The sequence below is a fragment of the Streptomyces sp. NPDC052109 genome, assembly GCF_040680195.1.
GTDB lineage: Bacteria > Actinomycetota > Actinomycetes > Streptomycetales > Streptomycetaceae > Streptomyces.
Genome location: NZ_JBFAWF010000005.1, coordinates 114,714 through 137,375, shown reverse-complemented (window position 1 = coordinate 137,375; position 22,662 = coordinate 114,714). Strand labels below are relative to the sequence as shown.

The following is a 22,662-nucleotide window of genomic DNA, read 5'->3' as shown; positions in this document are numbered from 1 at the left end:
GGAAACAGGTGGTGCGCGGGCGCAAGAGCACGGCTAGGCCGCGGGGACGTGCACCGTCTCCACCCGGCTCGCCACCAGACGCTCACGCTCACGCCGGGCAGCCCGCCCACGAAGCCGCAGGATCTGGGACACCCCGAGCGCCTGCAGCACGAACACCGCCGAAAACGCCACGGAGTAGTCGTCCCCGGTGGCATCCAGCAGCACCCCTACCGCGAACAGCGTCGTCATCGAGGCGACGAAACCACCCATGTTGGTGATACCGGACGCCGTTCCCTGTCGCTCGGGCGGGTTGGCGGGCCGAGCGAAGTCGAAGCCGAGCATCGACGCCGGCCCACACGCCCCGAGCACCGCGCACAACACCACCAGCAGCCACATCGGCGCATGCGCGCCCGGACACAGCAGCGTCACCGCCCACAGCAGCGCCGTCGCCCCCACCGTCCCCAGCGCCAGCGGCAGCCGCGCCTCATGGTGCCGGGCGACGATCTGGCCGTAGACCAGCCCGATCACCATGTTGGACAGCACGACCAGGGTGAGCAGTTCTCCGGCCGTGGCCCGGCTGAGGCCCTGCGCCTGGACCAGGAACGGCAGGCCCCACAGCAGCAGGAACACCATCGCCGGGAACTGGGTGGTGAAGTGCACCCACAGCCCGAGGCGCGTGCCGGGCTCCCGCCAGGCCGCCGCGATCTGCTTGCGGACGTAGGCCGCGCCCTGGTGCGCGACGGGCTCGGGCTCGTACCCCTCGGGATGGTCCTTGAGGAGGAGCAGGGTCAGCACGAGGACGACGACTCCCGCGAGCGCGCTGCCGGCGAACGCCGGGGTCCAGCCGATGCCGTGCAGGAGACGGGCGATGACCAGCGTGGAGACCAGGTTGCCCGCCATGCCGACCAGCCCCGCGAGCTGGGCGACCAGCGGCCCGCGCCGGGCCGGGAACCAACGGGTGCCGAGCCGCAGCACGCTGATGAAGGTCATCGCGTCCCCGCAGCCGAGCAGGGCGCGGGAGGCGAGCGCGGTGCCGTAGGAAGGAGAGAACGCGAAGCCGAGCTGTCCGGCCGTGAACAGCACGGCGCCCATGCTCAGCACCTTCTTGGTGCCGAGCCGGTCGACCAGCAGACCGACGGGTATCTGCATCCCGGCGTAGACCAGGAGCTGGAGGATGGAGAACGTCGACAGCGCGGACGCGTTGACGTGGAAGCGGTCCGCGGCGTCCAGTCCCGCCACACCCAGCGACGTACGGAAGATGACGGCGACGAAGTAGACGGCGACGCCTATGGACCACACGGTGACGGCACGCCGGCCGCCCGGCGGATCACCCGGAAGGGTGAGATTGCTTCCCGAGCCGTTCATCGGACCTCACCTCGCGCGAGGTGCTCGAACCAGCTCACATGCCGGTGCACGACCTCGACGGCCGCCTCCGCGTCCCCGGAGCGCAGCGCGTCCAGGATCTCCTCGTGCTCGGCGAGGGTCTTGGCGATCCGGTCGGGGTGCGAGTGCATGACGGCGACCCCCATCCGCAACTGCCGGTCGCGCAGCTGGTCGTAGAGCCGGGACAGGATCTCGTTGCCGCCGCTGCGCACGATCTCGGCATGGAAGCAGCGGTCGGTGACCGCGGCCGCGGCCAGGTCACCGGCGGCGGCCTGCGTCTTCTGCAGCTCCAGCAGCTCGGTCAGCCGCTGCAGCAGGCCGGGCGGGGCGGGTACGGCCTTGCGCGCGGCGTGCTCCTCGACCAGCTGGCGGGTCTCCACCACGTCGGCGATCTCCTGCGCGGAGACGGGCAGGACCAGCGCGCCCTTCTTCGGGTAGAGCCGGATCAGGCCCTCGACCTCCAGCCGCAGCAGAGCCTCCCGCACGGGGGTGCGCGAGACTCCGACGGCCTCGGCCAGCTCGCCCTCGGTGAGCAGGGTGCCGCCCTCGTAACGGCGGTCCAGCACACCCTGCTTGACGTGGGCGTACACACGGTCGGCGGCGGGCGGCGGCTTGTCGTGTCGGCGAGTGGGGTGCTGTACGGCCGTCTCCATGGCCACAGGATAGATACAACACGTACGCAAGAGGCAGCGGCGTCCAGCATCCGGACGCGACGCACATCGCTTTCAGCGCCCGCACAACCTTCTGTGCTACTTACGTGTCTCACACGTGCGGCCCCTTGCTCTTGCCACCTCAACTCGGCCGCACTTCAGGGGCATTCAACTCAATCGGGGTATATCACTTTGATTACCGGCATTAAGGGCACCCGCAACACGCGCATCCGCAGAGCCGCCGCCGTCGCCGTCACCTCCGGCGCCCTGCTCGCGGCCGGTGCCCTCACCGCGGCGCCCGCTCAGGCCGTCACCACGCCCTCGATCGTGGCCAAGGGCGGCTACGTGATGAACAACGCGAACGCTTCGACGCTGTACACCAAGGCGGCGGACACCAAGCGCTCCACCGGCTCCACCACCAAGATCATGACCGCCAAGGTCGTGCTCGCGCAGTCGAACCTCAACCTCGACAAAAAGGTGACGATCCAGAAGGCGTACAGCGACTACGTCGTCAAGAACAACGCCTCCCAGGCGCACCTCATCGTCGGCGACAAGGTCACCGTCCGCCAGCTGCTGTACGGCCTGATGCTGCCGTCCGGCTGCGACGCCGCCTACGCGCTGGCCGACACCTACGGTTCCGGTTCCACCCGCGCCGCGCGCGTGTCGAACTTCATCGGCAAGATGAACGCGGCCGCGAAGAGCCTGCACCTGACGAACACGCACTTCGACTCCTTCGACGGCATCGGCAACGGCACCAACTACTCGACGCCGCGCGACCTGACGAAGATCGCCAGCAGCGCGATGAACAACTCCACGTTCCGCGCGATCGTCAAGACGAAGTCGTACACCGCCAAGACGATCACCAAGACGGGCAGCACCCGCACGATGGCTCCGTGGACCAACACCAACGGTCTGCTCAGCAGCTACAGCGGCACCATCGGTGTGAAGACGGGCTCCGGCCCGGAGGCCGGCTACTGCCTGGTCTTCGCCGCGACCCGGAACGGGAAGACGATCATCGGCACCGTCCTCGCCTCCACCTCCATCCCGAACCGTGAGGCGGACGCGAAGAAGCTCCTCACCTACGGCTTCGCCAGGCTCGGCTGAGTCACACCAGGCACTCACGGGCCCGTCGCGACAAGCGGCGGGCCCGTTGTCGTCTCTCCCGCGCGGCCAACCCCTGGCTGCACCTGCTGGCCGCGCCGACCGGCCTGGTCGCCGCCGGCACCGGGGTGGCCCTGGCCGTCCGCCTGGCCAACCCCGCCGCACTGTGGCCGCTGTGCGCGGGCTGGGGCCTCGCCTCCCTCGGCCGCGGCGATCTGCTCCCCGGCGCAGGCGAAGGTGTCGGAAACGGACCTGGAGGTGTCGTTCGGCCCGCTCGGGCCGGCCCGCCCGTCGCTGGCCCCCGGCCGCCATCGAGTCCGCCCGCGCCGAGCACTGGCTGCCGTCCCAGGTCGGCGGCTGGGGCTACCGCCTCAGCGGCCTCGGCGCCACGGTCATGCTCCGCGCCGGCGACTGTCTGGTCAGACGGCCGCGGGGTCGCCGTACGGACTTCGCGGTGAGCGTGGACGACGCCGAACGGGGCGCGGCCCGTGCTGAACGCGCTGCGGCGGCGGGCCTGAGCCGGGCTCTCTGTCCCTGCCGTCCTACTTCGCCGGGAGCGGGGCGTAGGTCTTGAAGGTGTACGAGGCGTCGTACGACAGCAGGTTTCCCGTGGCAGCCGGCAGGCCGAGCCGGTGGTTGAGCGTTCCGGTGAGCGGCCCGCAGTGTCCGGCGGCCGGGGCCGCGAACGTGTCGTCGTACGCCGAGAACTCGATCACCGGGGGATCCTGGGAGACCCACTTGGAGGGACCTGAGCGCTTCAGCTGGAAGTCGATGGGGGCGTCGGCCCCTATGGTGCAGCCGTGCGGCAGCAGCCGGCCCAGAAGCCGGAAACGGAGGCTGAACTGGCCGGTGTAGAAGTCGGACCGGCCGCCGTACTCCGGCTGTATCGCCAATCCCAGGACGGGCGTGCGATCGCCTGCGGGGGTGCCGGTCAGTCCTCCGGGTATGGCGGTGGGCGAGCTGTGCATCGCGCCCCACACCTGCCCGTTGCCGCCGTCCGGCATCGGGCCCTCGGCGTGCGTCATGGTGATCGGGGCGAGGTTCACCGTGACGCTGCCGAGGGTCAACCGCGGTGCGGCCGTATGCACTTCGCATCTCCATCGGGTCGAGTCGACGCCGTCGGGCAGTGGTGGGCAGTCACCGAAATCGGCAGCGGGCGCGACGGCGACGCGCGGCGCGGAGTAGGCGACACCCGGCGCGCACACCGCCGCCGTACCAGCGAGGAGGGCGGTGCCCGCGACGGCGGCGACACGGCGGACGGGAGAGGAACCGGGGCGAGCGGCAGCGGATTTCGTCATGTCACCAGCGTGCCGCCGTGGCCGTTCCCTCACCATCCGTGAAGTCCCCGACAGCACCCCGAGCCGTCCCTGATATGACGTCAGGGCCGCCCGCCGGGTGGCAGCGATGCGCCCGACGTCAGCGGAAACCGGGTATCCGCCGGAGTTCGCCGACCTTCAGCATCCTGGCCAGCAGCAGATGGACAACGGCGAGGGCCAGCGTGCCGACGGCGGTCGTCAGGACGGATCCCGCCGTACCGTTCCCCAGCACACCGGCGCAGCCCCGCGCCGCCGCCCAGCCCGCCGCCGCCGCGACGGCTCCGGCGCACAGCAGCTTGGCATAGGTGCCGCGCAGGGTGCCGTCGTCGAGCCGGCCGCCGGTGCGGCGGGCCAGCAGGCGGGCGGTGAGGACGAGTCCGACGAAGTAGGAGACGGTGTAGGCGCCGGCCATGCCGGTGACCGCCCACCGCACCGGCAGCAGCAGGTGGCAGGCGGTGGCGAGCGCGATGTTCACCAACTGGGTCCATACGGCCATCAGGAACGGCGTACGGGTGTCCTCGAAGGCATAGAAGCCGCGCAGCAGCAGGTACTGGGCCGAGAACGGGATCAGCCCGAGCCCGAAGGCCTGCAGCATGTGGCCGAGCGGCGCGGCGGTGGCCGGATCGGCGGCGCCGTGCGCGAAGAGGAGGACGGCGATGTCCGGCCCGAGCGCGGTGAAGAGGAAGGCGGCCGGGACGATGACGACCCCGCTGACCCGCAGTGCCCGGGACAGGTCGGCGCGCAGATCGCCGATCCTCCCCTCGGCCGCCGCCTTGCTCATGCGCGGCAGCAGAGCCGTGACCAGGGAGACGGTGACGATGGACTGGGGCAGCATCCAGATGGTCTGCGCGTAGCTGTACGCCGTGTAGCCGACGCCCGCCTTCGGCAGCCGTGCGTCCGCGGCGTTGGCGTAGTTGGTGACGACGGTGAGCCCGACCAGGTTGGTCAGCACGAACAGCAGCGTCCACTTGGCCGCGTGGATCCCGGAGCCGAGCCCCGCGCCCCGCCAGTCGAACCGCGGCCGGAACCGGAAGCCGGCGGCGCGCGCGAAGGGGATGAGGGCGAGGGCCTGGACGGCGATCCCGAGGGTCGTCCCCAGACCGAGCCAGCGGACCTGCGTGTCGGTGACGTCGGCGACGTAGTGGGGGACTGTCATCATCCCGAGATAGACACCGAACATGGTGACGAGGACGACGTTGTTGAGCACCGGCGTCCACATCATCGCGCCGAACTTCTCCCGCGCGTTCAGCACTTGCCCCAGAATGGCGAAAAGCCCGTAGAAAAAGACCTGCGGCAGGAGGAACCGGGCGAAGACGACCGTCAGCCGGAACGCCTCGTGGTCCTTGGGCGTATCCCTTATGTACAGGCTCACGATCTCCGGCGCCGCCCACACGGCAAGCACGGTCCCGACGGTCAGCACGCTGACGACGAGGGTCACGAGCCGTTGCTCGTACGCCCGCCCGCCATCGGCATGCGTGGCCCGGGCCCGCACCAGCTGCGGCACCAGCACGGCGTTGAGCGCGCCGCCGATCAGCAGGGTGTACAGGCTGGTCGGCACGGTGTTCGCCGTGTTGTACGTGGTGGCCAGCAGCCCGGTCCCGAGCGCGGCCCCCTGCAGCACCTGCCGGATCAGCCCACTGGCCCGCGATACGACGGTGCCGCCGGCCATGAGCACGGACGCCCGCCCGACCCCCGCCTTCGCCTGGGGTCTCGCGTGCCGAGCTGCGGTCTTCTCCCCCGTTACCATGCGGTAAATCTACGGCAGCCGGGCCCAACCACCGTGATCGAGGTGACCGGCGGAACGAACCCGTGTGGCGGTGCTCAGGACGAGCATCGGCCCGGGACTCGAATCAGGCTTGGTGGCGGTCGGCTTCCTCCTCGCTCTCCGGCCACGGCACGGACGAGGCCATGCCCACGCAGACCAGGTCCAGAGTGTCGGAAACCCGTTTGTATGAACGCACCGCCGCCCTCTACCGTCGCCCCATCGACGTGTAGCTCAGCAGCAGAGCACCGGGCTCCGGACCCGGAGGGCGCGGGGGCGGAACCCGCCACGTCGGCTATGAACGACGACGCTGAGCAGCAGCACCTCGCCCAGGCGAACCCCGCATTCGCGATCGACCAGCTCGCCGCCGCGCTCCGGGCGGCCGTCGCCCACCCGGATCCGGAGACCCGCCGACGCGGCGAGGAACGCCGCCGCAGGTGGCAGGCGGTGCTGACCGGAATGGCGAGCGGCCTGCTGACGATCGGCTCCCGCACGCCCGTCGCCGGGCTGCCCGCGTGGGTCACGCCCGAGGTCGTCCGGGGCGGCTTCGCCACCGGCGCGCCCAGCGCGGCCGGCCCGCTGCTCGACCACGAGATCGCGGCCGCCCGCCGGGCAGGTGTGCCGGAGGAACGGCGCGCGCTGTTCGGGCACTTCCTGTCCGAGGAGGGGCTCGCCCAGCTCTACGGGCTTCTCGACAGCGGCCGTTACGAGGTGACCGTTCCCGAAGAGGCCGCCCTGCTCACCGTGGCCTGGCTGGTCCGGGCCGGCGAGCCGGACGCCGCGCTGGACCTGGTCGAGGAGCTGGCGCCGTTCGCGGACCGGCTGCGGTTCAGCCCCCGCCCGTCCGACCGGCCCGCGCCCCGGCCCGATGCCGTACACCGTTCCACCGTCGCCGACGCTTCCGCCGCGCTCGGACGCCGGCGCCCCAGCACGGCCGTCGAGACCCAGCGCGAGGCCCTGGCCGTCTGGCACCCCTTCGGTGACCGACTGCTGCAGCACTGGCTGGAGGTGACGGATGACGAGGGATGCGTCCGCGTCCCCAGCCCCGCCGACGCCCCGGTCTGGCACGCCCGCTCCACCGAACTGCTGCGCCGCTACCGCGACCTGGCCCGGCGCCACACCCACTGCACCAAGCACCGCAGGCCCAAGGAGAACCTGGGCATCCTGCGCGGTGCGCTGGAGGAGACCGTCGCCGGACGGCCACTGGAGCCGCGGCGGCTCGGGCTGCTCCGGCACGCCGTCGACTCCATGCTCCGGCGGCGCGGCCGCCCCGGTTCCGAGGAGCACTCGAAGCTGCGCCGGGAGCAGGCCGCCCAGGCCGCGCTGCCCTCGCACCACGCGCTGGCCCGCGTGGTGCTGGGGCGTCTGTCCGGCCTGCCGCGGGACGGCGGGGTGAGCGACGTCGCGCCGGTCATCGCACCGGTGAGCGCCGAGGAGGCCCGCGAGAGCGGTGTGCCCGCGGGCGCGGACATCCCTCCCGCCGTACGCCGGCCCGTCGAGGCAGCGCTCAGCGCACCCGTCGGCACGCTCGTGGAGCGCGGTGTCGTCCCCTCCGCGGAGGTCCTGGCCGAGCTGGTTCCCCAGCTCGTCGCCGCGACCACCGCCGCGGCGCACGGGGACCCGGCACTGCGTTCGCTGGCCGCCGCGAACTACCGCGCGTTCCGCAACCGCCGCTCCCTGCTGCTGTTCAACCTCCAGCGGCAGGTGCGCGTCGAGGAGCTGCCGTGGGTGCTGGCCGTCACCGCCCAGCGCGCCGACGCGGGGGCGGACGAGGTGGCGAGCGCCGCGCTGCGGGAACTGGGCGGGCTCGCGGTGCGGGCCTTCCCCGACACGATCCTGCCCAACCCCCTGATCCGCGAGCTGTCCGTGCTCGCGCGCCAGGCCGAACTGGGGGCTCCCTTCGTCGAGGAACTCGCGGCGGACATCTTCATGGGCACGTTCACCCCGAAGTTCCTGGCAGCCGCACGGGTCGCCGCCGAACTCCTCGCCGGCTCCCTCTACGAGCGCTACTACGCCGTCGACTACCAGGCGGTGCGCAACCTCGCCGTCGTCGAGGCGGGGGAAGCCGCGCTCCGGTCCGGCGGGGTGCGTACGTCGCCCGGGTTCGCCGCGCTGTGCGCTCAGCGTGCCGCGGAGTTGGCGCCGGGCACGCGCAGTTCCGGCTCCTGGGTCGCCGGGAACGGCACGGTGATCGAGCAGGCGCAGATCCTCACCACCCACAACCTGGCCACTCTCGTCCACCGGGTCGGCATCGAGCCCGGCGTCGGCTGGGACGAACTGGCCCTGCGCTGCTTCGACTCCGTGTGTCTGCTGACGGGGCGTGTGCACCACAACCCGCGACCGCTCGGCACGATCAAGGATGTCGCCTACGCCTGGCGCCAGATGGTGTTCCACCTGTCGCTGTGCGACGCGACGGAGCAGCGACGTGTCCTGGACCGCCTGACCGAGGAGGCCGCCCGCCGCCCCTGGCACGTCGCGGCCCGTCTCGACCCCGCCCTCACCGGCCTCCACCAGGCCGTGGCCGGGACCCCCGCCGACGCGGGCACGGGCCGCCGGCTGCTGGGCTGGAGCACCGGCGGGCACTGGTTCCGCGCGGACCCGGCCCCGAACGGGCGGCAGCCGCCGAGGGGAAGCCTGCCGACGCCGGGCTGACGCGGCTGACGCGGCTGACGCGGCTGACGAAGAGACTGGCCCCCCCCCCGCAGCGGGTGTATGTCCGCACGGGACGGCTCCCGTCGATGAACGGTGGTCTCGGTGGCGTCCGTGCCGCCGTCGCGGCAGACGCGGCGGGCCGGGTCCGGCAGTTGGGGAAGGACTGGACGCAGGACGCCACCGGCCCGGAGGGCGGCTCGGCTTCCGCCCAGGAGGCCGGGGAGGCTCTGGCGGCCACCATGGCCATGGTGCGGGCGAAGGAACGGATCGCGGACCGGCTCGAGGTTCTCCTGCTCGACCGGCGGACGCCTGGAGGGCATGTCACGGTGCGAGCCGAGGACGGGGCACCGCTGTACGTGCTGAACCAGTCCTGAAACACCCAGAGGAAGAGGGGGACGGCCGCAACTCGATTTTGCGGCCGTCCCCTCGACGCTTCAAGGCTGTCGGCCCGAAGCCCTCACGCCCAGGTGATCAATCGCTTCGGCTGTTCCAGGATCGCCGCCACGTCCGCCAGGACCTTCGAGCCCAGCTCGCCGTCGACCAGTCGGTGGTCGAAGCTCAGTGCCAGCGTGGTGACCTGACGCGGCTTGACCTTGCCCTTGTGGACCCACGGCTGGAGCTTGATCGCACCGACCGCGAGGATCGCCGACTCTCCGGGGTTGAGGATAGGCGTGCCGGTGTCGACGCCGAAGACGCCGACGTTGGTGATCGTCACCGTGCCGCCCTGCATGGCCCCGGGGGAGGTCTTGCCCTCGCGGGCCGTCGAGACCAGCTCGCCGAGCGCCTCGGCCAGCTGCGGAAGCGTCTTCTCGTGCGCGTCCTTGACGTTCGGCACGATCAGGCCGCGCGGGGTGGCCGCCGCGATGCCCAGGTTGACGTAGTGCTTGAGCACGATCTCCTGGTTGGCCTCGTCCCAGGACGCGTTGATGTCCGGGTTCCGCTTGATCGCGACGAGCAGGGCCTTGGCGATCAGCAGCAGCGGATTGACCCGCAGCCCCTGCATCTCCTTGTCCTGCTTGAGCTCCTCGACCAGCTTCATCGTCCGGGTCACGTCGACCGTCACGAACTCCGTGACGTGCGGCGCCGCGAAAGCCGAACCGACCATCGCCGCCGCCGTCGCCTTGCGGACGCCCTTGACCGGAACGCGGGTCTCCCGCGCGCCGTCGTACGACGCGACCGGCGCCGGGGTCACGGGCGCGGCGGGGACGGCGGCCGGGGCGGCCGACGGCTCGGCGGCCGTGGGCGTGGCCGCCGCGTGGACGTCCTCGCGCGTGATGACGCCGTCCGGGCCGGAGGGGGTGACCAGGGCCAGGTCGACGCCGAGATCCTTGGCCAGTTTGCGCACCGGTGGCTTGGCCAGCGGGCGGGGCTTCTCGGCGAGCGCGGCGTGGCCGTGGCCGTTCAGCTCCGCCTGGATCGCCTGGGCCGGCGCCGGGACACTCACCTCGGGACCCTTTCGGGGGCGGCGCTTGGTGGAGGACGTCGACACGCCGTATCCGACCAGCACCGGCTGGCGGCCCTCCGGCTTGGCCTCCGGCTCCTCGGCGGCCGCCTTCGGCTGCTCCACCGGTGCCTCGGCGGGTGCCGCCCCGCCCGCGACGTCCACCGCGATGATGGCCGTGCCCACGTCCACCGTGGTGCCCTCGGGGAAGTGCAGGGCGCGGACCACGCCGTCGTAGGGGATGGGCAGTTCGACGGCCGCCTTGGCGGTCTCGACCTCGCAGACCACCTGGCCGTCGGTGACCGTGTCGCCCGGCTGGACGTACCACTTGAGGATCTCGGCCTCGGTGAGTCCCTCGCCGACGTCCGGCATCTTGAACTCGCGTACGGACGCTTCCGTCATCGTCGTCACGACCCTCTCCTCAGTACGCCAGCGAGCGGTCGACGGCGTCGAGCACGCGGTCCAGGTCCGGCAGGTACTCCTCCTCCAGGCGGGCCGGGGGGTAGGGGGCGTGGTAACCGCCGACCCGCAGGACCGGAGCCTCCAGGTGGTAGAAGCAGCGCTCGGTGATCCGGGCGGCGATCTCCGCGCCGGAACCGAAGAACACCGGCGCCTCGTGGACCACGACCAGGCGGCGGGTCTTCTCCACCGAGGCCTGGATGGCGTCGAAGTCGAGCGGGGAGACCGAACGCAGGTCCAGGACCTCGAGGTTCTTGCCCTCCTCGGCCGCCGCGGCGGCGACCTCCTGGCACAGCTTCACCATCGGGCCGTAGGCGGCCAGGGTGAGGTCGGTGCCCTCGCGGACGACCTGGGCCCTGTGCAGCGGGGCGGGAATCGCCTCGACGTCCACCTCGGCCTTGTCCCAGTAACGGCGCTTCGGCTCGAAGTAGATCACCGGGTCGTCGCTCTGGATGGCCTGCTGCATCATCCAGTACGCGTCGGAGGCGTTGGAGGGGCTGACGATCTTCAGGCCGGCCACGTGCGCGAAGAGGGCCTCGGGGGACTCGGAGTGGTGCTCGACCGCGCCGATGCCGCCGCCGTAGGGGATGCGGACGACGACCGGCATCTTGACCTTGCCCAGCGACCGCGCGTGCATCTTCGCGAGCTGGGTGACGATCTGGTCGTAGGCCGGGAAGACGAAACCGTCGAACTGGATCTCCACCACCGGACGGTAGCCGCGCAGGGCCAGGCCGATCGCGGTGCCGACGATGCCGGACTCGGCCAGCGGGGTGTCGATGACGCGGCTCTCGCCGAAGTCCTTCTGCAGGCCGTCCGTCACGCGGAACACACCGCCGAGCTTGCCGACGTCCTCGCCCATGACCAGGACCTTGGGGTCGGTGTCCAGGGCGCGGCGCAGCGACTCGTTGATGGCCTTGGCCATCGCCATCTTCTCGGCCATCTCAGTGACCCCCTTCTGCGTCCGCGAACGACGCCTGGTAGGCGGCGAACTGCGCTCGTTCCTCGTCGACGAGCGCGTGCCCGTCCGCGTACACGTTCTCGAAGATGGCGAAGTGGTCCGGGTCGGGCATGGCGCGGACCGCTTCGCGCACTCGCTTGCCCAACGCCTCGGACTCGGTCTCGAGTTCCGCGAAGAATCCCTCGTCCGCGTGGTTTGAGGCCTCGAGGTACCGGCGAAGGCGCAGGATCGGGTCCTTCGCCTCCCAGGCGGCCCGCTCCTCGTCGCCGCGGTAGCGGGTGGGATCGTCGGAGGTGGTGTGGGCGCCCATGCGGTAGGTGAACGCCTCGACCAGGGTGGGGCCCTCGCCGACGCGGGCGCGCTCCAGCGCCCACTTGGTGACCGCGAGGCAGGCCAGCACGTCGTTGCCGTCGACACGCACGCCGGGGAAGCCGAAGCCCTGGGCGCGCTGGTAGAGCGGCACGCGGGTCTGCTTCTCGGTCGGCTCGGAGATCGCCCACTGGTTGTTCTGGCAGAAGAACACCACGGGGGCGTTGTAGACCGCGGAGAAGGTGAACGATTCGGCCACGTCACCCTGGCTGCTCGCGCCGTCGCCGAAGTAGGCGATCACCGCACTGTCCGCGCCGTCCTTCGCCACCCCCATCGCGTAGCCGGTGGCATGCAGCGTCTGGGAGCCGATGACGATCGTGTACAGGTGGAAGTTGTTGCTGTTGGGGTCCCAGCCGCCGTTGTTCACGCCGCGGAACATGCCGAGCAGGTTGGTCGGGTCGACGTCGCGGCACCAGGCGACGCCGTGCTCGCGGTAGGTCGGGAAGACGTAGTCGTCGGCGCGCAGGGCCCGGCCGGAGCCGATCTGGGCGGCCTCCTGGCCCAGCAGGGAGGCCCACAGGCCCAGCTCGCCCTGGCGCTGCAGGGCGGTGGCCTCGGCGTCGAAGCGACGGGTGAGCACCATGTCGCGGTACAGACCGCGCAGCTCTTCGGGGGTGATGCCGGCGACGTAGGCGTCGTACTCGGCGTTCTTGACCCGCTTGCCCTCGGGCGTCAGCAGCTGGACGAGCTCCGGTTCGGTGCTCTTCTTCGCGGCGGCGCGGGTGGTGCGCTTGGCGCCGGTGGTGCCGGCCTTTTCTGCGGCGCTGCGTCGCGGCTTGCGCGCGGCACTGCTGTCCACGGTCACGTGTGCTCCTCCGTCGTTCCGGCCCCCGGGGTTGCCGGTAGGCCAGTGCGGCTCACCTGTTTCGACCACCGGGCACGGGGTGGGTGCCACTCGGCCGGGAACAGGCGTGACAGGTGCCCCGGCGAGCGCCCTGCAACCATCACGTTACCCAGTGCTCCACATTTCTGTGAAACCCCACCTGACCTGCGTTTTTGCTTGGATTTCCAAGTAAATCGAGGAGGGGTGGAAGCGTGCTGGTCACAGCCTTGCGAAAGGCCGGAGCAACCGCACGTTATCCCGCTGACCCAGGTCACGGGAAGAGTTTGCGTGTGAGACTGACTTCGCGCACGAAGAGGGGGAAAGCAGGATATTCGTCCCCGGCGATCACGGGATTGCCCGGCGGGGCGGCCACGGGATGCCGTCCGTCGAGCCGCACGTCGAGGCGGTCGGCGAGGCCGGCACGGCCGCCGACGCCTTCGTGCGCGCTGCGGCCACCCGCCCCGAGGCGGCGGTGCTGGACGTGCGGTCACCGGACCGCGAGGCCCGCTTCGACGCGATCACGGCGAGTTGGACCCGATCCCAGCGCGCGCCGAAGCCGCTGCGCGTCGCGGAGAAAACGATCAAGAAATCACGTCTCCGGTCCGCTTTCCCCACTCGCGGATCACGACGGCTGCTCAGGTCGCCCGAATGCGGGCGGGAAAAAACCGGAAGCCGAGAGAGCGACCATGCGTTCCCGATGTGCTCGCGACACGTTTCTCAGCACGGCCGCAGCGGCCCCGCGGTTCGTTCCACCTCGGAGCGCGGCGTGGGCCTGACCTGCTCGGTGAAGGCGGTGACGTACGGCCACATGACCGCCTCGCGCGCGTGGACGGCCGGTGTCCGCGCCCATACGACGCCGTTGCGGTCCGTCCAGTGCGGCCACCCGAAGGCGGCCCCCGCGGCCACGTCGGCGCTCAGGCGCGCGACCATGCCGTCGGGCACCCGGGTGACCCGGAGCGACGGGCGCCAGCCGGGCAGGGGGCCGCGGAAGCCGACCCCGTGGCGGCGGCGCAGCAGCCGGATCTCGGCCGCGGCGCTGATCGTCACCCCCACCGGGCCGGCGAACAGGGCCACCCAGTAGGCGGGCGTCGGGCGGGAGCCCGGGTACGCCTGGACCGCGTCGACCAGGACGAAGTGCGCGAACGCCGTCAGCCAGACCAGAGGGACACCGGCCAGCGGCCGGACCAGGGGATGGCCGCCGGTGCCGAAGCTGTTGCGGTGGATCAGGAACAGCACGCAGCCGAAGAAGACGACGAACCAGGGCCCGGCGAACACCCCCAGGACCGTCCAGGTCACACCGCTGGGCAGGTAGTCGTAGTGGCGGCTCATCCAGTACCCGAAGAGACCGCAGAAAGCGGCCGTGACCAGCGCGGTCAGCAGCGGGCGTAGACACAGACGCAGCACGCACGCGCGCGTGCCGGAACGGGCCAGGGCGACGAGCAGGCCGCAGGCCAGGAGCAGCGCCACCGGGCCCGTTCCGAGCATCAGCAGCGCGTCGGTGAAGCCCTGCTCGACGGGCTCGAACGCGCTCTCCCCGGTGAACAGGCCGACGACGAACGCGAGAACGCCGAGGCAGAGGAGGGTCCGGGGCAGCAGGAGCCGTTCGATGAGCGGATCGGCGGCCTGCTCGGCCAGGGTGGACACCACCGGGCGCCCGTACGGACCGAGGCCGCCCGTGCCCGGACCGACGAGGCCGAGGACATCGCCCGCACCGAACCGGAACATCCGGAAGGGCCCGTAGAGCCGCCGGGCCAGCCGCCACGGCAGCAGCACGTCCCGGGCCCACGCACCCGCACCGCTCTGCCGCGCGGGCGGGGCCGGGACGCGGTACGGCGGCCGGTCATAGGCGTCGGTCGTGTTCATGGCGGCTGTCGTTTCCCCCGAAGACGGCATCATGATCAGAGCGCGATCATCCTGGCAGGGTGTGTCATCAACGGCCAACCCCACCAACCGACTTGCCGCGGCGGCGGCCGTCCGGCGCCGTGGAGCGGACGCGCGACCCGGTCCATCGCGTGACCAAAAGCGACCGACGACGACTGCCTGTGACAAGCCCCAGCTCACAGCGGCTTTTCGTGCCCTAACATCTGCGGCGTGCCGCGCTCATGTGTACCACCCCCCGCGCCGCAAGCGCCCCCTCTTCGCACCCTGCTGCGCCTCTACGCGGCCGGTACCGCCCTCACCTGTGAGCCGGTCGACCAGGGCCTGCTCAACCGCGGCTACCGGCTGTGCACGACCCGCGGCCGCTATTTCCTGAAGCACCACTTCGACCCCGACACCGCCGACCCGGCGGCCATCGAGCACCGGCACCGCGCCACCCGGCGACTGGCCGACCTCGGCGTCCCGGTCGCCGTACCCTTCGCGCATCGTGAGGGCCGTACGGTCGCCGTCGTCGGCGGGCACGCCTACGCCCTGCACCCGTGGATCGACGGCAGGCACCGCCACGGCGGCCAGCTCACGCGCGGGGAGAGCGCACGGCTCGGGGCGCTCCTGGGCGCCGTGCACGCCTGCCTGGAGCGCGTGATGCCGCCCAAGGGGCGCACACGTCCGGCCACGAGCCCCCACCCGGTGGAGAGTGCCGACCCCGACGACACCTTCGCCCTCATCGACGACCTGCTCGCCCATGTGCGCCGGCACCGCCCCGCCGACGCCTTCGACGAGCTGGCCCGGCACCGGCTGCTGGAGCGCCGCGCGCTCCTGGAGCAGCACGCGGACCGGCGCCCGCCGCGCGGGGGCCCGGTGGGATGGGTGCACGGCGACTTCCATCCGTTCAACCTGCTCTACAAGGACGACGCCCCGGCCGCCATCGTCGACTGGGACCGGCTCGGCGTGCAGCCCCGCGCCGAGGAGGCCGTACGCGCCGCCGCGATCTTCTTCGTACGGCCCGCAGGCGCCCTGGACCTGCCGAAAGTGCGCGCCTACGCGCGGGCGTACCGGCGCGCGGCCGGTGCCACGCCCTCGGAACTGACGGCGGCCGTGCACCGGGTGTGGTGGGAGCGGCTGAACGACTTCTGGATGCTGCGCTGGCACTACGAACGCGGTGACACGCGCGCGGACTGCCAGTTTCCGGCCGCGTCGGCACTCGCGGTGTGGTGGACGCGCGAGTACGACGCGGTGTGCGACGCGTTCACCGGGTGACGGTCACGTATGACGTTCACCGGCTGACGGTGCGCGGCCCGTCGGCGGCCGCTCGGCCGGACGCCGTCACGGGTGCCGTGGGTGTCCTTCAACCGGTGGTGCCGGTGTCGGTGCCGCCGTCCGTCGTGGCGCCCGTGTCGGTACCGCCGGTCGTGGCGCCCGTGTCCGTGCCACCGGTCGTGGAACCCGTGGCCGTGCCACCGGTCGTGGAACCCGTGGCCGTGCCACCGGTCGTGGAACCCGTGTCCGTGCCACCGGTCGTGGAACCCGTGGACTGCGACGGGGAGGTCTGCGGGTCCGTCGGCTGGTCGGTCGGTCCCGTCGACTGCGACTGGGAGGTCTGCGGGTCCGTCGGCGTGTAGCCGGATCCGCCCGAACTCCCGTCCGAGCTGCTGTCGGTGGACGTGTCCGAGGGCTGGTCGGTGGTGTCGTCCGACGGGCTCGGTGAGTCCGAGTGGTCCTTCGTGGACTTCGAGTGCGTCGCCGGCGGCTTGGTGTCGGGGCTGTTGTCGCCACTGCCGGTGTTGTGGTTCATCGCCAGCGCGACGCCCGCCGCGATCGCGATGACCGCGAGGACGGCGAGGATCCACAACTTGCCGCGACCGCTGCCCTGGTTGCCGTGCCCCTCGAAGCCGCCGTCGTCGCCGTGGCCGTAGCCCTGCGGCAGGATCGGCTGCGGGATCTGCGCCGTGCCGGAGCCGAAGTCGCCCGGGTGCTGCATCGCGGTCGTGCCCGTGAAGCCGCCCGGCGGGGTGTGCCGCCCGTCGTGCGCCTCCACCGGGCCGGTGTTCCAGGTGCCGGTGTGCCCACCCGCCTCGTAGAGCATCTGCAGGCCGTACTGGACCAGGCCGCGCATCTCCTCGGCCGTCTGGAACCGGTCGTCCGGTTCCTTGGCGAGCGAGCGCATGACCAGGCCGTCCAGCTCCGGCGGGCAGCCGTCGGAGGCCTGCGACGGCGGGGTCGGCATGTCCTGGACGTGCTGGTACACCACCGACAGCGGGGTCTCGCCGGTGAACGGCGGCCGCAGCGCGAGCAGTTCGTACAGCAGGCAGCCGGTCGCGTACAGGTCGGATCGGTGGTCCACGGCCTTGCCGAGCGCCTGCTCCGGGGAGAGGTACTGCGGCGTGCCCATGACCATGCCGGTCTGCGTCATCGTCGTCGAGGCCCCGTGCAGGGCGCGCGCGATGCCGAAGTCCATCACCTTGACGGCACCGCTGTTGGTGATGATCACGTTGGCGGGCTTGATGTCACGGTGCACGATGCCGTGCTGGTGCGAGTAGGCGAGCGCCTCCAGCACCCCGGAGACGATGATCAGAGCCTGTTCGGGGCCCGGCGCCTCGGCGTTCAACAGCAGATCGCGGATGGTGCGGCCCTCGACCAGCTCCATCACGATGTACGGCACGGACTGCCCGCCGACGAAGTCCTCGCCGGAGTCGTACACGGCGACGATCGCGTGGTGGTTCAGGCCGGCGACCGACTGCGCCTCGCGCGTGAAGCGGGCCTTGGAGACCGGGTCCTCGGCCAGGTCCGCGCGGAGCAGCTTCACCGCGACCGTACGGCCCAGACGGACGTCCTCGGCCGCGAACACCTCGGCCATGCCGCCCCGGCCCAGCCGATGGGTCAGCCGGTACCGGCCGTCGCCGACGAGCCCTCCGTTGCCCCACATCTCCGGCGCGTCCGACATGCCGCCGCCAGACGCCTCGGGGTCGGACGGGCCCTGGGCGCTGTGCGTCTGTGCCATCAGTCCTCGCCGTCGTTTCTGCCCGCAGTGCGCGCGGTGTTGTCACGGTCTCCGTCGGCCACGCTACAGCCTCCGCGCGAGCCACCGGTCCGGAACCGGAACCGGGCCCGGCCGAAGCCGGACCGGCCATGAAACCTGTAGCACGCGCTGTCGTGCAAATCCTGTGAACCGGTCGTACGCCCCCTGTAACGCTTGCACGACGCTTCTTGCGCGTACGGTCACGGAACGGGCACCGCGCTTGACGTGTCAGTGCCCTGGGGCAGACTTGGCCGGGAATGACACATTCGATCAAGGCCTGTCCACGGGGTGACGGCGCCGGACGGCCAGTGGGGGACGCTGAGAGATGAGCCAGGACGGCGCACACGGCCGGTACGCGGGGCAGGCCCTGGCCGGTGGCCGCTACCAGCTGCGCGACTTGCTCGGCGAGGGCGGTATGGCCTCGGTGCACCTGGCGTACGACGCCGTGCTCGACCGCCAGGTCGCGATCAAGACCCTCCACACGGAACTCGGCCGGGAACAGGCCTTCAGAGAGCGCTTTCGCCGCGAGGCCCAGGCCGTGGCGAAGCTCACGCACACCAACATCGTGTCGGTCTTCGACACCGGCGAGGACGATCTGGGCGGCCTGACCGTGCCGTACATCGTCATGGAGTACGTCGAGGGCCACCCGCTGGGCTCGGTCCTCGAGGGGGATGTCCGGCAGTACGGCGCGATGCCCGCCGACCGCGCGCTGAAGGTCACCGCGGACGTGCTGGCGGCGCTGGAGATCAGTCACGAGATGGGGCTGGTCCACCGCGACATCAAGCCGGGCAACGTGATGGTGACCAAACGCGGCGTGGTCAAGGTCATGGACTTCGGCATCGCCCGCGCCATGCAGTCCGGTGTGACGTCGATGACACAGACCGGCATGGTCGTCGGCACCCCGCAGTACCTCTCGCCCGAGCAGGCCCTCGGCCGCGGCGTGGACGCCCGCTCCGACCTCTACTCGGTCGGCATCATGCTGTTCCAGCTGGTCACGGGCCGGCTGCCGTTCGACGCGGACTCGCCGCTGGCGATCGCCTACGCGCATGTGCAGGAGGAGCCGGTCGCTCCCTCCTCGATCAACCGGTCCCTGCCGCCCGCGGTGGACGCGCTGGTCGCCCGCGCGCTGAAGAAGAACCCGAACGAGCGCTTCCCGACCGCCGAGGCGATGCGCGACGAGTGCCTGCGCGTCGCCGCCTCCTTCCAGGCGGCCGCGCCGAGCATCGTGCCGGGCGCCGGACCGACGCAGAGCGGCGCGGGCGTCGGCTCAGCGGTGTTCCCACCGGTCGACCGGACCGCGCAGGCCGCCCCGGGGCCGGTCCGGACGCCGTACCAGCCGGGCCCGTACGGCGCACCGCAGACGCCCGCCCCGGCCTACGGCTACCCGCAGCAGGGCGGCTACCCGACGCCGCCTTCGATGGGCTACGGCCCGCACGCTCCGCAGACCTCGCCGACGCCGCCGTACACGATCTCGCCCCAGCAGGTCCCGCAGACACCCGGCGCCGGCGGCGGCAGGGGCAACAAGCCGGTGATCATCGGCTCGATCGTGGTGTCGCTCGTCGCGGTCGTCTCCCTGATCGCCGCGCTGACGATGAACAAGGGCAGCGACGACAAGGGCGGTGGCGCCGGCGCCTCGGCGTCCTCCTCCCACCCGGCGGGCTACCGCGGGCCGGACACCACGCGGCGGATCGACAAGACCAAGTGCACCGAGCCGACCGAGGCCTACGACGACGAGACCAAGGTCCTGCTGCCCGACTTCCGGTACAAGGACATCAACTCCGTGAAGGCCTGCTTCCAGGCCGCCCACTGGCAGTACAAGGTCACGCACCAGGACGACAACACCTGGGGCAAGGGCACCGTCCTGGACCAGTTCCCCGCCGCGAACACGGACATCGACGCGAAGAAGCCGGGCACCATCGAACTGACCGTCTCCACGGGCAACCCGCAGCAGTGACGGCGGGGACGACCGCGAGGACGACCTGAAAAGGACATCCGTGCATGCAAGTTGACGCGCCGGTCCTCGGGGCCGACGTCGACTGCAGCGCGTACCGGGCCTACGGGGACGGGACGTCGGCCTGGTCGAGCGGGACGAAGCCGACGTCGGTGGCCCTGCGGTTCAAGGACACCAAGGCCGACGGCCACAGCCAGGGGATCCGGCTCGTGACCGTCACGTCCGCCGGCAACGTGCCGCCTGCGGATCCGTGGATCCGCTCAACCCGGAGTACCGGCAGGCTGCGCAGAAGTCGGGCCCGGCACATCGCGTGCCGGGCCCTGTCGTTTCAGGTAGGCCTCAGTCGTTCCAGCTGCGGTCGGGGGTGTTACAGGTACGGACCGCCGGACCGGCCGCCCGCGCGCGGTTCGTCGCCCTCATGCCCCGACACACCGGGCGGAAGCGCGCGGCGCATCGACTCCAGCTGGGCCCGCGCCGCCATCTGCTGGGCGAACAGCGTCGTCTGGATCCCGTGGAAGAGACCTTCCAGCCAGCCCACCAACTGAGCCTGCGCGATACGCAGTTCCGCGTCGCTCGGGGTGACGTCGTCGGTGAACGGCAGGGAGAGCCGCTCGAGTTCCTCGACCAGCTCCGGCGCGAGGCCGTCCTCCAGCTCCTTCACCGAGCTGGCGTGGATCTCCTTCAGACGCACCCGGCTCGCCTCGTCCAGAGGAGCCGCACGCACCTCCTCAAGCAGCTGCTTGATCATGCTGCCGATGCGCATGACCTTGGCCGGCTGTTCCACCTGCTCCGTCACCGGGGTCTCACGGGACTCGTCGCCCCCGTTGCCGCCGCCGAGCGCCATTCCGTCCTGCCCCACGACGAGGATCTGGGGGTTCTCCGGCAACCGTTCGTTCCTCGGCATCTCCATGCCGCCATTCTCTCGCACCCGTACACCTCATCACCGTGGTGCCCCCTCATGGGGTTGATCCACCGTTTAGCCCCGACGGCGCACTCTGAAATGCCTTGTTTGCCACTGAATGTGACGCTTGTAGCCGTCGGTCATTCATCGATCAGGCGATCATGACATCCGGGCTCCGGGAGGTCACCGACGTGACTCCATGGCTGCGCACCTCGCTCCGCTGCACAGGCCTGCTGCTCACCCTCGCAGCGGCCCTGCCCGCGTACCGCTCCGGCACCGGGTACTCCATACCCGCGTACGGCTCCGGCACCGGGTACTCCATACCCGAGATACCCGCGCACGCCGCCGCGCCCCGCCCCGGCAGCCCCACGGGAGCGGGACACCCGTACCCCGCACCGCCGCCGCGCCCGGGCGGCCCGTACCGCCCGAACCACGCGGAGCCCACCCCCCTCGACCGCCCGCACGATCCCGGCTCCAGGCCCCCGGATGCCGCCGCCCCGGACCCCGCCGCTCATGCCGATCACCACGGCTCCCCCCTCACCGAGCCCGCGCCGGTCCCCATGCCCTCCGACTCCGCCTCGGCCTCGTACCGCCCGGCGGCGGCCGTCAAGCCGACCCGCGCGGGCAGCCGGGCCGGCGAGGGGCGGATGCGGCCGGGCCGGCCGGACGGGCCCGCGGCCGAGGTGGAGGGCGACGACGATCCCGCCCCCACCCGGGCTCCCGGCACCGGCCTGCCGGAGGAGCCGGAGACGGCGGACCTGCCCACCGCGACGCCGACGCCCTCGAACGCCCCCGACGCCGGCCTCGACCGGCCCCAGGCCCGGAACGCCGCCCCCCAGGAGCAGACCGCCCCCGGACCGGTCCTCCAGATACTCCCCCTGGGCAGCGGCCTGGTCCTCATAGGCCTGGGCCTGGCCCTGGCCTTCCTGGGCCTCAGACTCAGACGGGACTGACGAACACCGGCGGCCGGCCCGTGCCCCGGCAAGCCCTCCGTCTTCGCGCGGCCCTACGCGGTGACCAGCAGCACCTTCCCGATGTGCCCGCTCGCCTCCACCACGCGATGCCCCTCGGCCGCCTCCGCCATCGGCACCTCCCGGTCCACGACCGGCCGCACATGGCCGTCGGCCAGCAACGGCCAGACATGCTCCCGCACGGCCGCCACGATCGCCGCCTTCTCGCTCACCGGCCGGGCCCGCAGAGAGGTCGCACTGACCGCGGCCCGCTTGGTGAGCAGCGTGCCGATGTTCAGCTCGCCCTTCGCCCCGCCCTGCATGCCGATGATCGCGAGCCGCCCGTTGACGGCAAGCGCCTGGACGTTGCGGTCCAGATACTTCGCCCCCATGTTGTCGAGGATCACGTCGGCCCCCGCACCCCCGGTGGCCTGCTTGATCTCGGCGACGAAGTCCTGCTCGCGGTAGTTGATCAGGATGTCCGCGCCCAGTTCGGCGCAGCGTTCCAGCTTCTCCTTCGTACCGGCCGTCACCGCGACCTCGGCCCCGACGGCCTTGGCGAGCTGGATCGCCATGGTGCCGATGCCGCTGGACCCGCCGTGCACGAGCAGCGTCTCGCCGGGCCGCAGATGGGCGATCATGAACACGTTGGACCAGACGGTGCACACCACCTCGGGAAGTGCGGCCGCCTGCTTGAGATCGACGCCCTCGGGCACGGGCAGCAGCTGCCCGGCGGGCACGACGACCTTCTCTGCGTACCCGCCGCCCGCGAGCAGCGCGGCGACCTCGTCGCCGACGGCCCAGCCGGACACTCCGGGGCCGAGCGCGGCGATCCTGCCGGAGCACTCCAGGCCGGGATAGGGATCGGCGCCGGGCGGCGGGTCGTAGAAGCCCTGCCGCTGCAGGATGTCGGCACGGTTGACGGCGCTGGCCACCACCTCGACCAGCACCTCGCCCTCGCCGGGCACCGGGTCGGAGACCTCCGCCCACACCAGTGCCTCGGGACCACCAGGTTCGGGAATCGTGATCGCATGCATGCCTGTGACGCTACTCCCCGCAGATGCCGTCTCCAG

At 71.6% G+C, this 22,662-nt stretch carries 17 protein-coding genes and 1 tRNA gene; 7 read left to right on the top strand and 11 right to left on the bottom strand.

Features of this window, described 5'->3' with window-relative positions; genetic code table 11:
* Window positions 1-33 precede the first annotated feature (33 nt).
* Both AB0L59_RS13535 and AB0L59_RS13530 read right to left on the bottom strand, forming a co-directional pair.
* Window positions 34-1,344, bottom strand: a complete 1,311-nt coding sequence (locus AB0L59_RS13535) for an MFS transporter (RefSeq protein ID WP_365582411.1) — start codon at window positions 1,342-1,344, stop codon at window positions 34-36.
* Entirely contained in the window at window positions 1,341-2,015 is a 675-nt protein-coding gene (locus AB0L59_RS13530; RefSeq protein ID WP_365582409.1) for a GntR family transcriptional regulator, read from the bottom strand. Before AB0L59_RS13530 ends, AB0L59_RS13535 begins: the two co-directional genes overlap by 4 nt.
* Window positions 2,016-2,204: 189 nt before the next feature.
* On the opposite strand from AB0L59_RS13530, the gene AB0L59_RS13525 reads away from it, so the two are divergent.
* On the top strand, window positions 2,205-3,116 hold the full coding sequence (locus tag AB0L59_RS13525; RefSeq protein WP_365582407.1) for a D-alanyl-D-alanine carboxypeptidase: 912 nt from the start codon (window positions 2,205-2,207) through the stop codon (window positions 3,114-3,116).
* A gap of 539 nt (window positions 3,117-3,655) precedes the next feature.
* On the opposite strand, the gene AB0L59_RS13520 is transcribed toward AB0L59_RS13525, so the two are convergent.
* Window positions 3,656-4,411, bottom strand: coding sequence for a hypothetical protein (locus AB0L59_RS13520; RefSeq protein WP_365582406.1), 756 nt, complete (start codon window positions 4,409-4,411; stop codon window positions 3,656-3,658).
* Window positions 4,412-4,529: 118 nt separating this feature from the next.
* A complete protein-coding gene (murJ, locus tag AB0L59_RS13515) occupies window positions 4,530-6,098 on the bottom strand; it encodes a murein biosynthesis integral membrane protein MurJ (protein ID WP_365582737.1) in 1,569 nt (522 codons plus the stop codon).
* Window positions 6,099-6,414: 316 nt separating this feature from the next.
* Here murJ and AB0L59_RS13510 point away from each other — a divergent pair.
* The 3 genes from AB0L59_RS13510 to AB0L59_RS13500 all read left to right on the top strand — a co-directional run bounded on the left by AB0L59_RS13510 (window position 6,415) and on the right by AB0L59_RS13500 (window position 9,217).
* Window positions 6,415-6,486: transfer RNA gene (locus AB0L59_RS13510), tRNA-Arg, on the top strand.
* A gap of 2 nt (window positions 6,487-6,488) precedes the next feature.
* Entirely contained in the window at window positions 6,489-8,843 is a 2,355-nt protein-coding gene (locus AB0L59_RS13505) for a hypothetical protein (protein WP_365582404.1), read from the top strand.
* 86 nt (window positions 8,844-8,929) lie between these two features.
* Window positions 8,930-9,217, top strand: coding sequence for a hypothetical protein (locus AB0L59_RS13500; RefSeq protein ID WP_365582402.1), 288 nt, complete (start codon window positions 8,930-8,932; stop codon window positions 9,215-9,217).
* 83 nt (window positions 9,218-9,300) lie between these two features.
* On the opposite strand, the gene AB0L59_RS13495 is transcribed toward AB0L59_RS13500, so the two are convergent.
* From AB0L59_RS13495 to AB0L59_RS13480, 4 genes are all read right to left on the bottom strand, one after another.
* Window positions 9,301-10,695 carry a dihydrolipoamide acetyltransferase family protein gene (locus tag AB0L59_RS13495; RefSeq protein ID WP_365582400.1) on the bottom strand — a complete coding sequence of 465 codons (1,395 nt, stop codon included), beginning with the start codon at window positions 10,693-10,695 and terminating at the stop codon, window positions 9,301-9,303.
* Window positions 10,696-10,705: 10 nt separating this feature from the next.
* The gene (locus AB0L59_RS13490) at window positions 10,706-11,683 is read right to left on the bottom strand and encodes an alpha-ketoacid dehydrogenase subunit beta (protein ID WP_365582398.1); all 978 of its coding nucleotides are present in this window, start codon (window positions 11,681-11,683) and stop codon (window positions 10,706-10,708) included.
* A 1-nt stretch (window position 11,684) separates the two neighbouring features.
* Window positions 11,685-12,875 carry a pyruvate dehydrogenase (acetyl-transferring) E1 component subunit alpha gene (gene pdhA / locus AB0L59_RS13485; protein ID WP_365582396.1) on the bottom strand — a complete coding sequence of 397 codons (1,191 nt, stop codon included), beginning with the start codon at window positions 12,873-12,875 and terminating at the stop codon, window positions 11,685-11,687.
* Between the two features lie 735 nt (window positions 12,876-13,610).
* Window positions 13,611-14,756 carry a hypothetical protein gene (locus AB0L59_RS13480; RefSeq protein ID WP_365582395.1) on the bottom strand — a complete coding sequence of 382 codons (1,146 nt, stop codon included), beginning with the start codon at window positions 14,754-14,756 and terminating at the stop codon, window positions 13,611-13,613.
* A gap of 228 nt (window positions 14,757-14,984) precedes the next feature.
* Between AB0L59_RS13480 and AB0L59_RS13475 the strand changes: the two genes are divergently transcribed.
* Entirely contained in the window at window positions 14,985-16,028 is a 1,044-nt protein-coding gene (locus AB0L59_RS13475; protein ID WP_365582393.1) for a phosphotransferase, read from the top strand.
* Window positions 16,029-16,116: 88 nt separating this feature from the next.
* Here AB0L59_RS13475 and AB0L59_RS13470 read toward each other — a convergent pair whose 3' ends face one another.
* Complete coding sequence (locus tag AB0L59_RS13470) at window positions 16,117-17,769, bottom strand: protein kinase (protein WP_365582391.1); 1,653 nt, start codon at window positions 17,767-17,769, stop codon at window positions 16,117-16,119.
* 343 nt (window positions 17,770-18,112) lie between these two features.
* On the opposite strand from AB0L59_RS13470, the gene AB0L59_RS13465 reads away from it, so the two are divergent.
* On the top strand, window positions 18,113-19,741 hold the full coding sequence (locus AB0L59_RS13465; protein ID WP_365582390.1) for a protein kinase: 1,629 nt from the start codon (window positions 18,113-18,115) through the stop codon (window positions 19,739-19,741).
* Window positions 19,742-20,105: 364 nt separating this feature from the next.
* Here AB0L59_RS13465 and AB0L59_RS13460 read toward each other — a convergent pair whose 3' ends face one another.
* Complete coding sequence (locus tag AB0L59_RS13460; protein ID WP_365582388.1) at window positions 20,106-20,648, bottom strand: bacterial proteasome activator family protein; 543 nt, start codon at window positions 20,646-20,648, stop codon at window positions 20,106-20,108.
* A 152-nt stretch (window positions 20,649-20,800) separates the two neighbouring features.
* Between AB0L59_RS13460 and AB0L59_RS13455 the strand changes: the two genes are divergently transcribed.
* Window positions 20,801-21,592, top strand: a complete 792-nt coding sequence (locus tag AB0L59_RS13455) for a hypothetical protein (RefSeq protein ID WP_365582386.1) — start codon at window positions 20,801-20,803, stop codon at window positions 21,590-21,592.
* A gap of 53 nt (window positions 21,593-21,645) precedes the next feature.
* Here the strand turns inward: AB0L59_RS13455 and AB0L59_RS13450 are convergent, their stop codons facing one another.
* Window positions 21,646-22,626, bottom strand: a complete 981-nt coding sequence (locus AB0L59_RS13450; RefSeq protein ID WP_365582384.1) for an NAD(P)H-quinone oxidoreductase — start codon at window positions 22,624-22,626, stop codon at window positions 21,646-21,648.
* Between the last annotated feature and the right edge of the window lie 36 nt (window positions 22,627-22,662).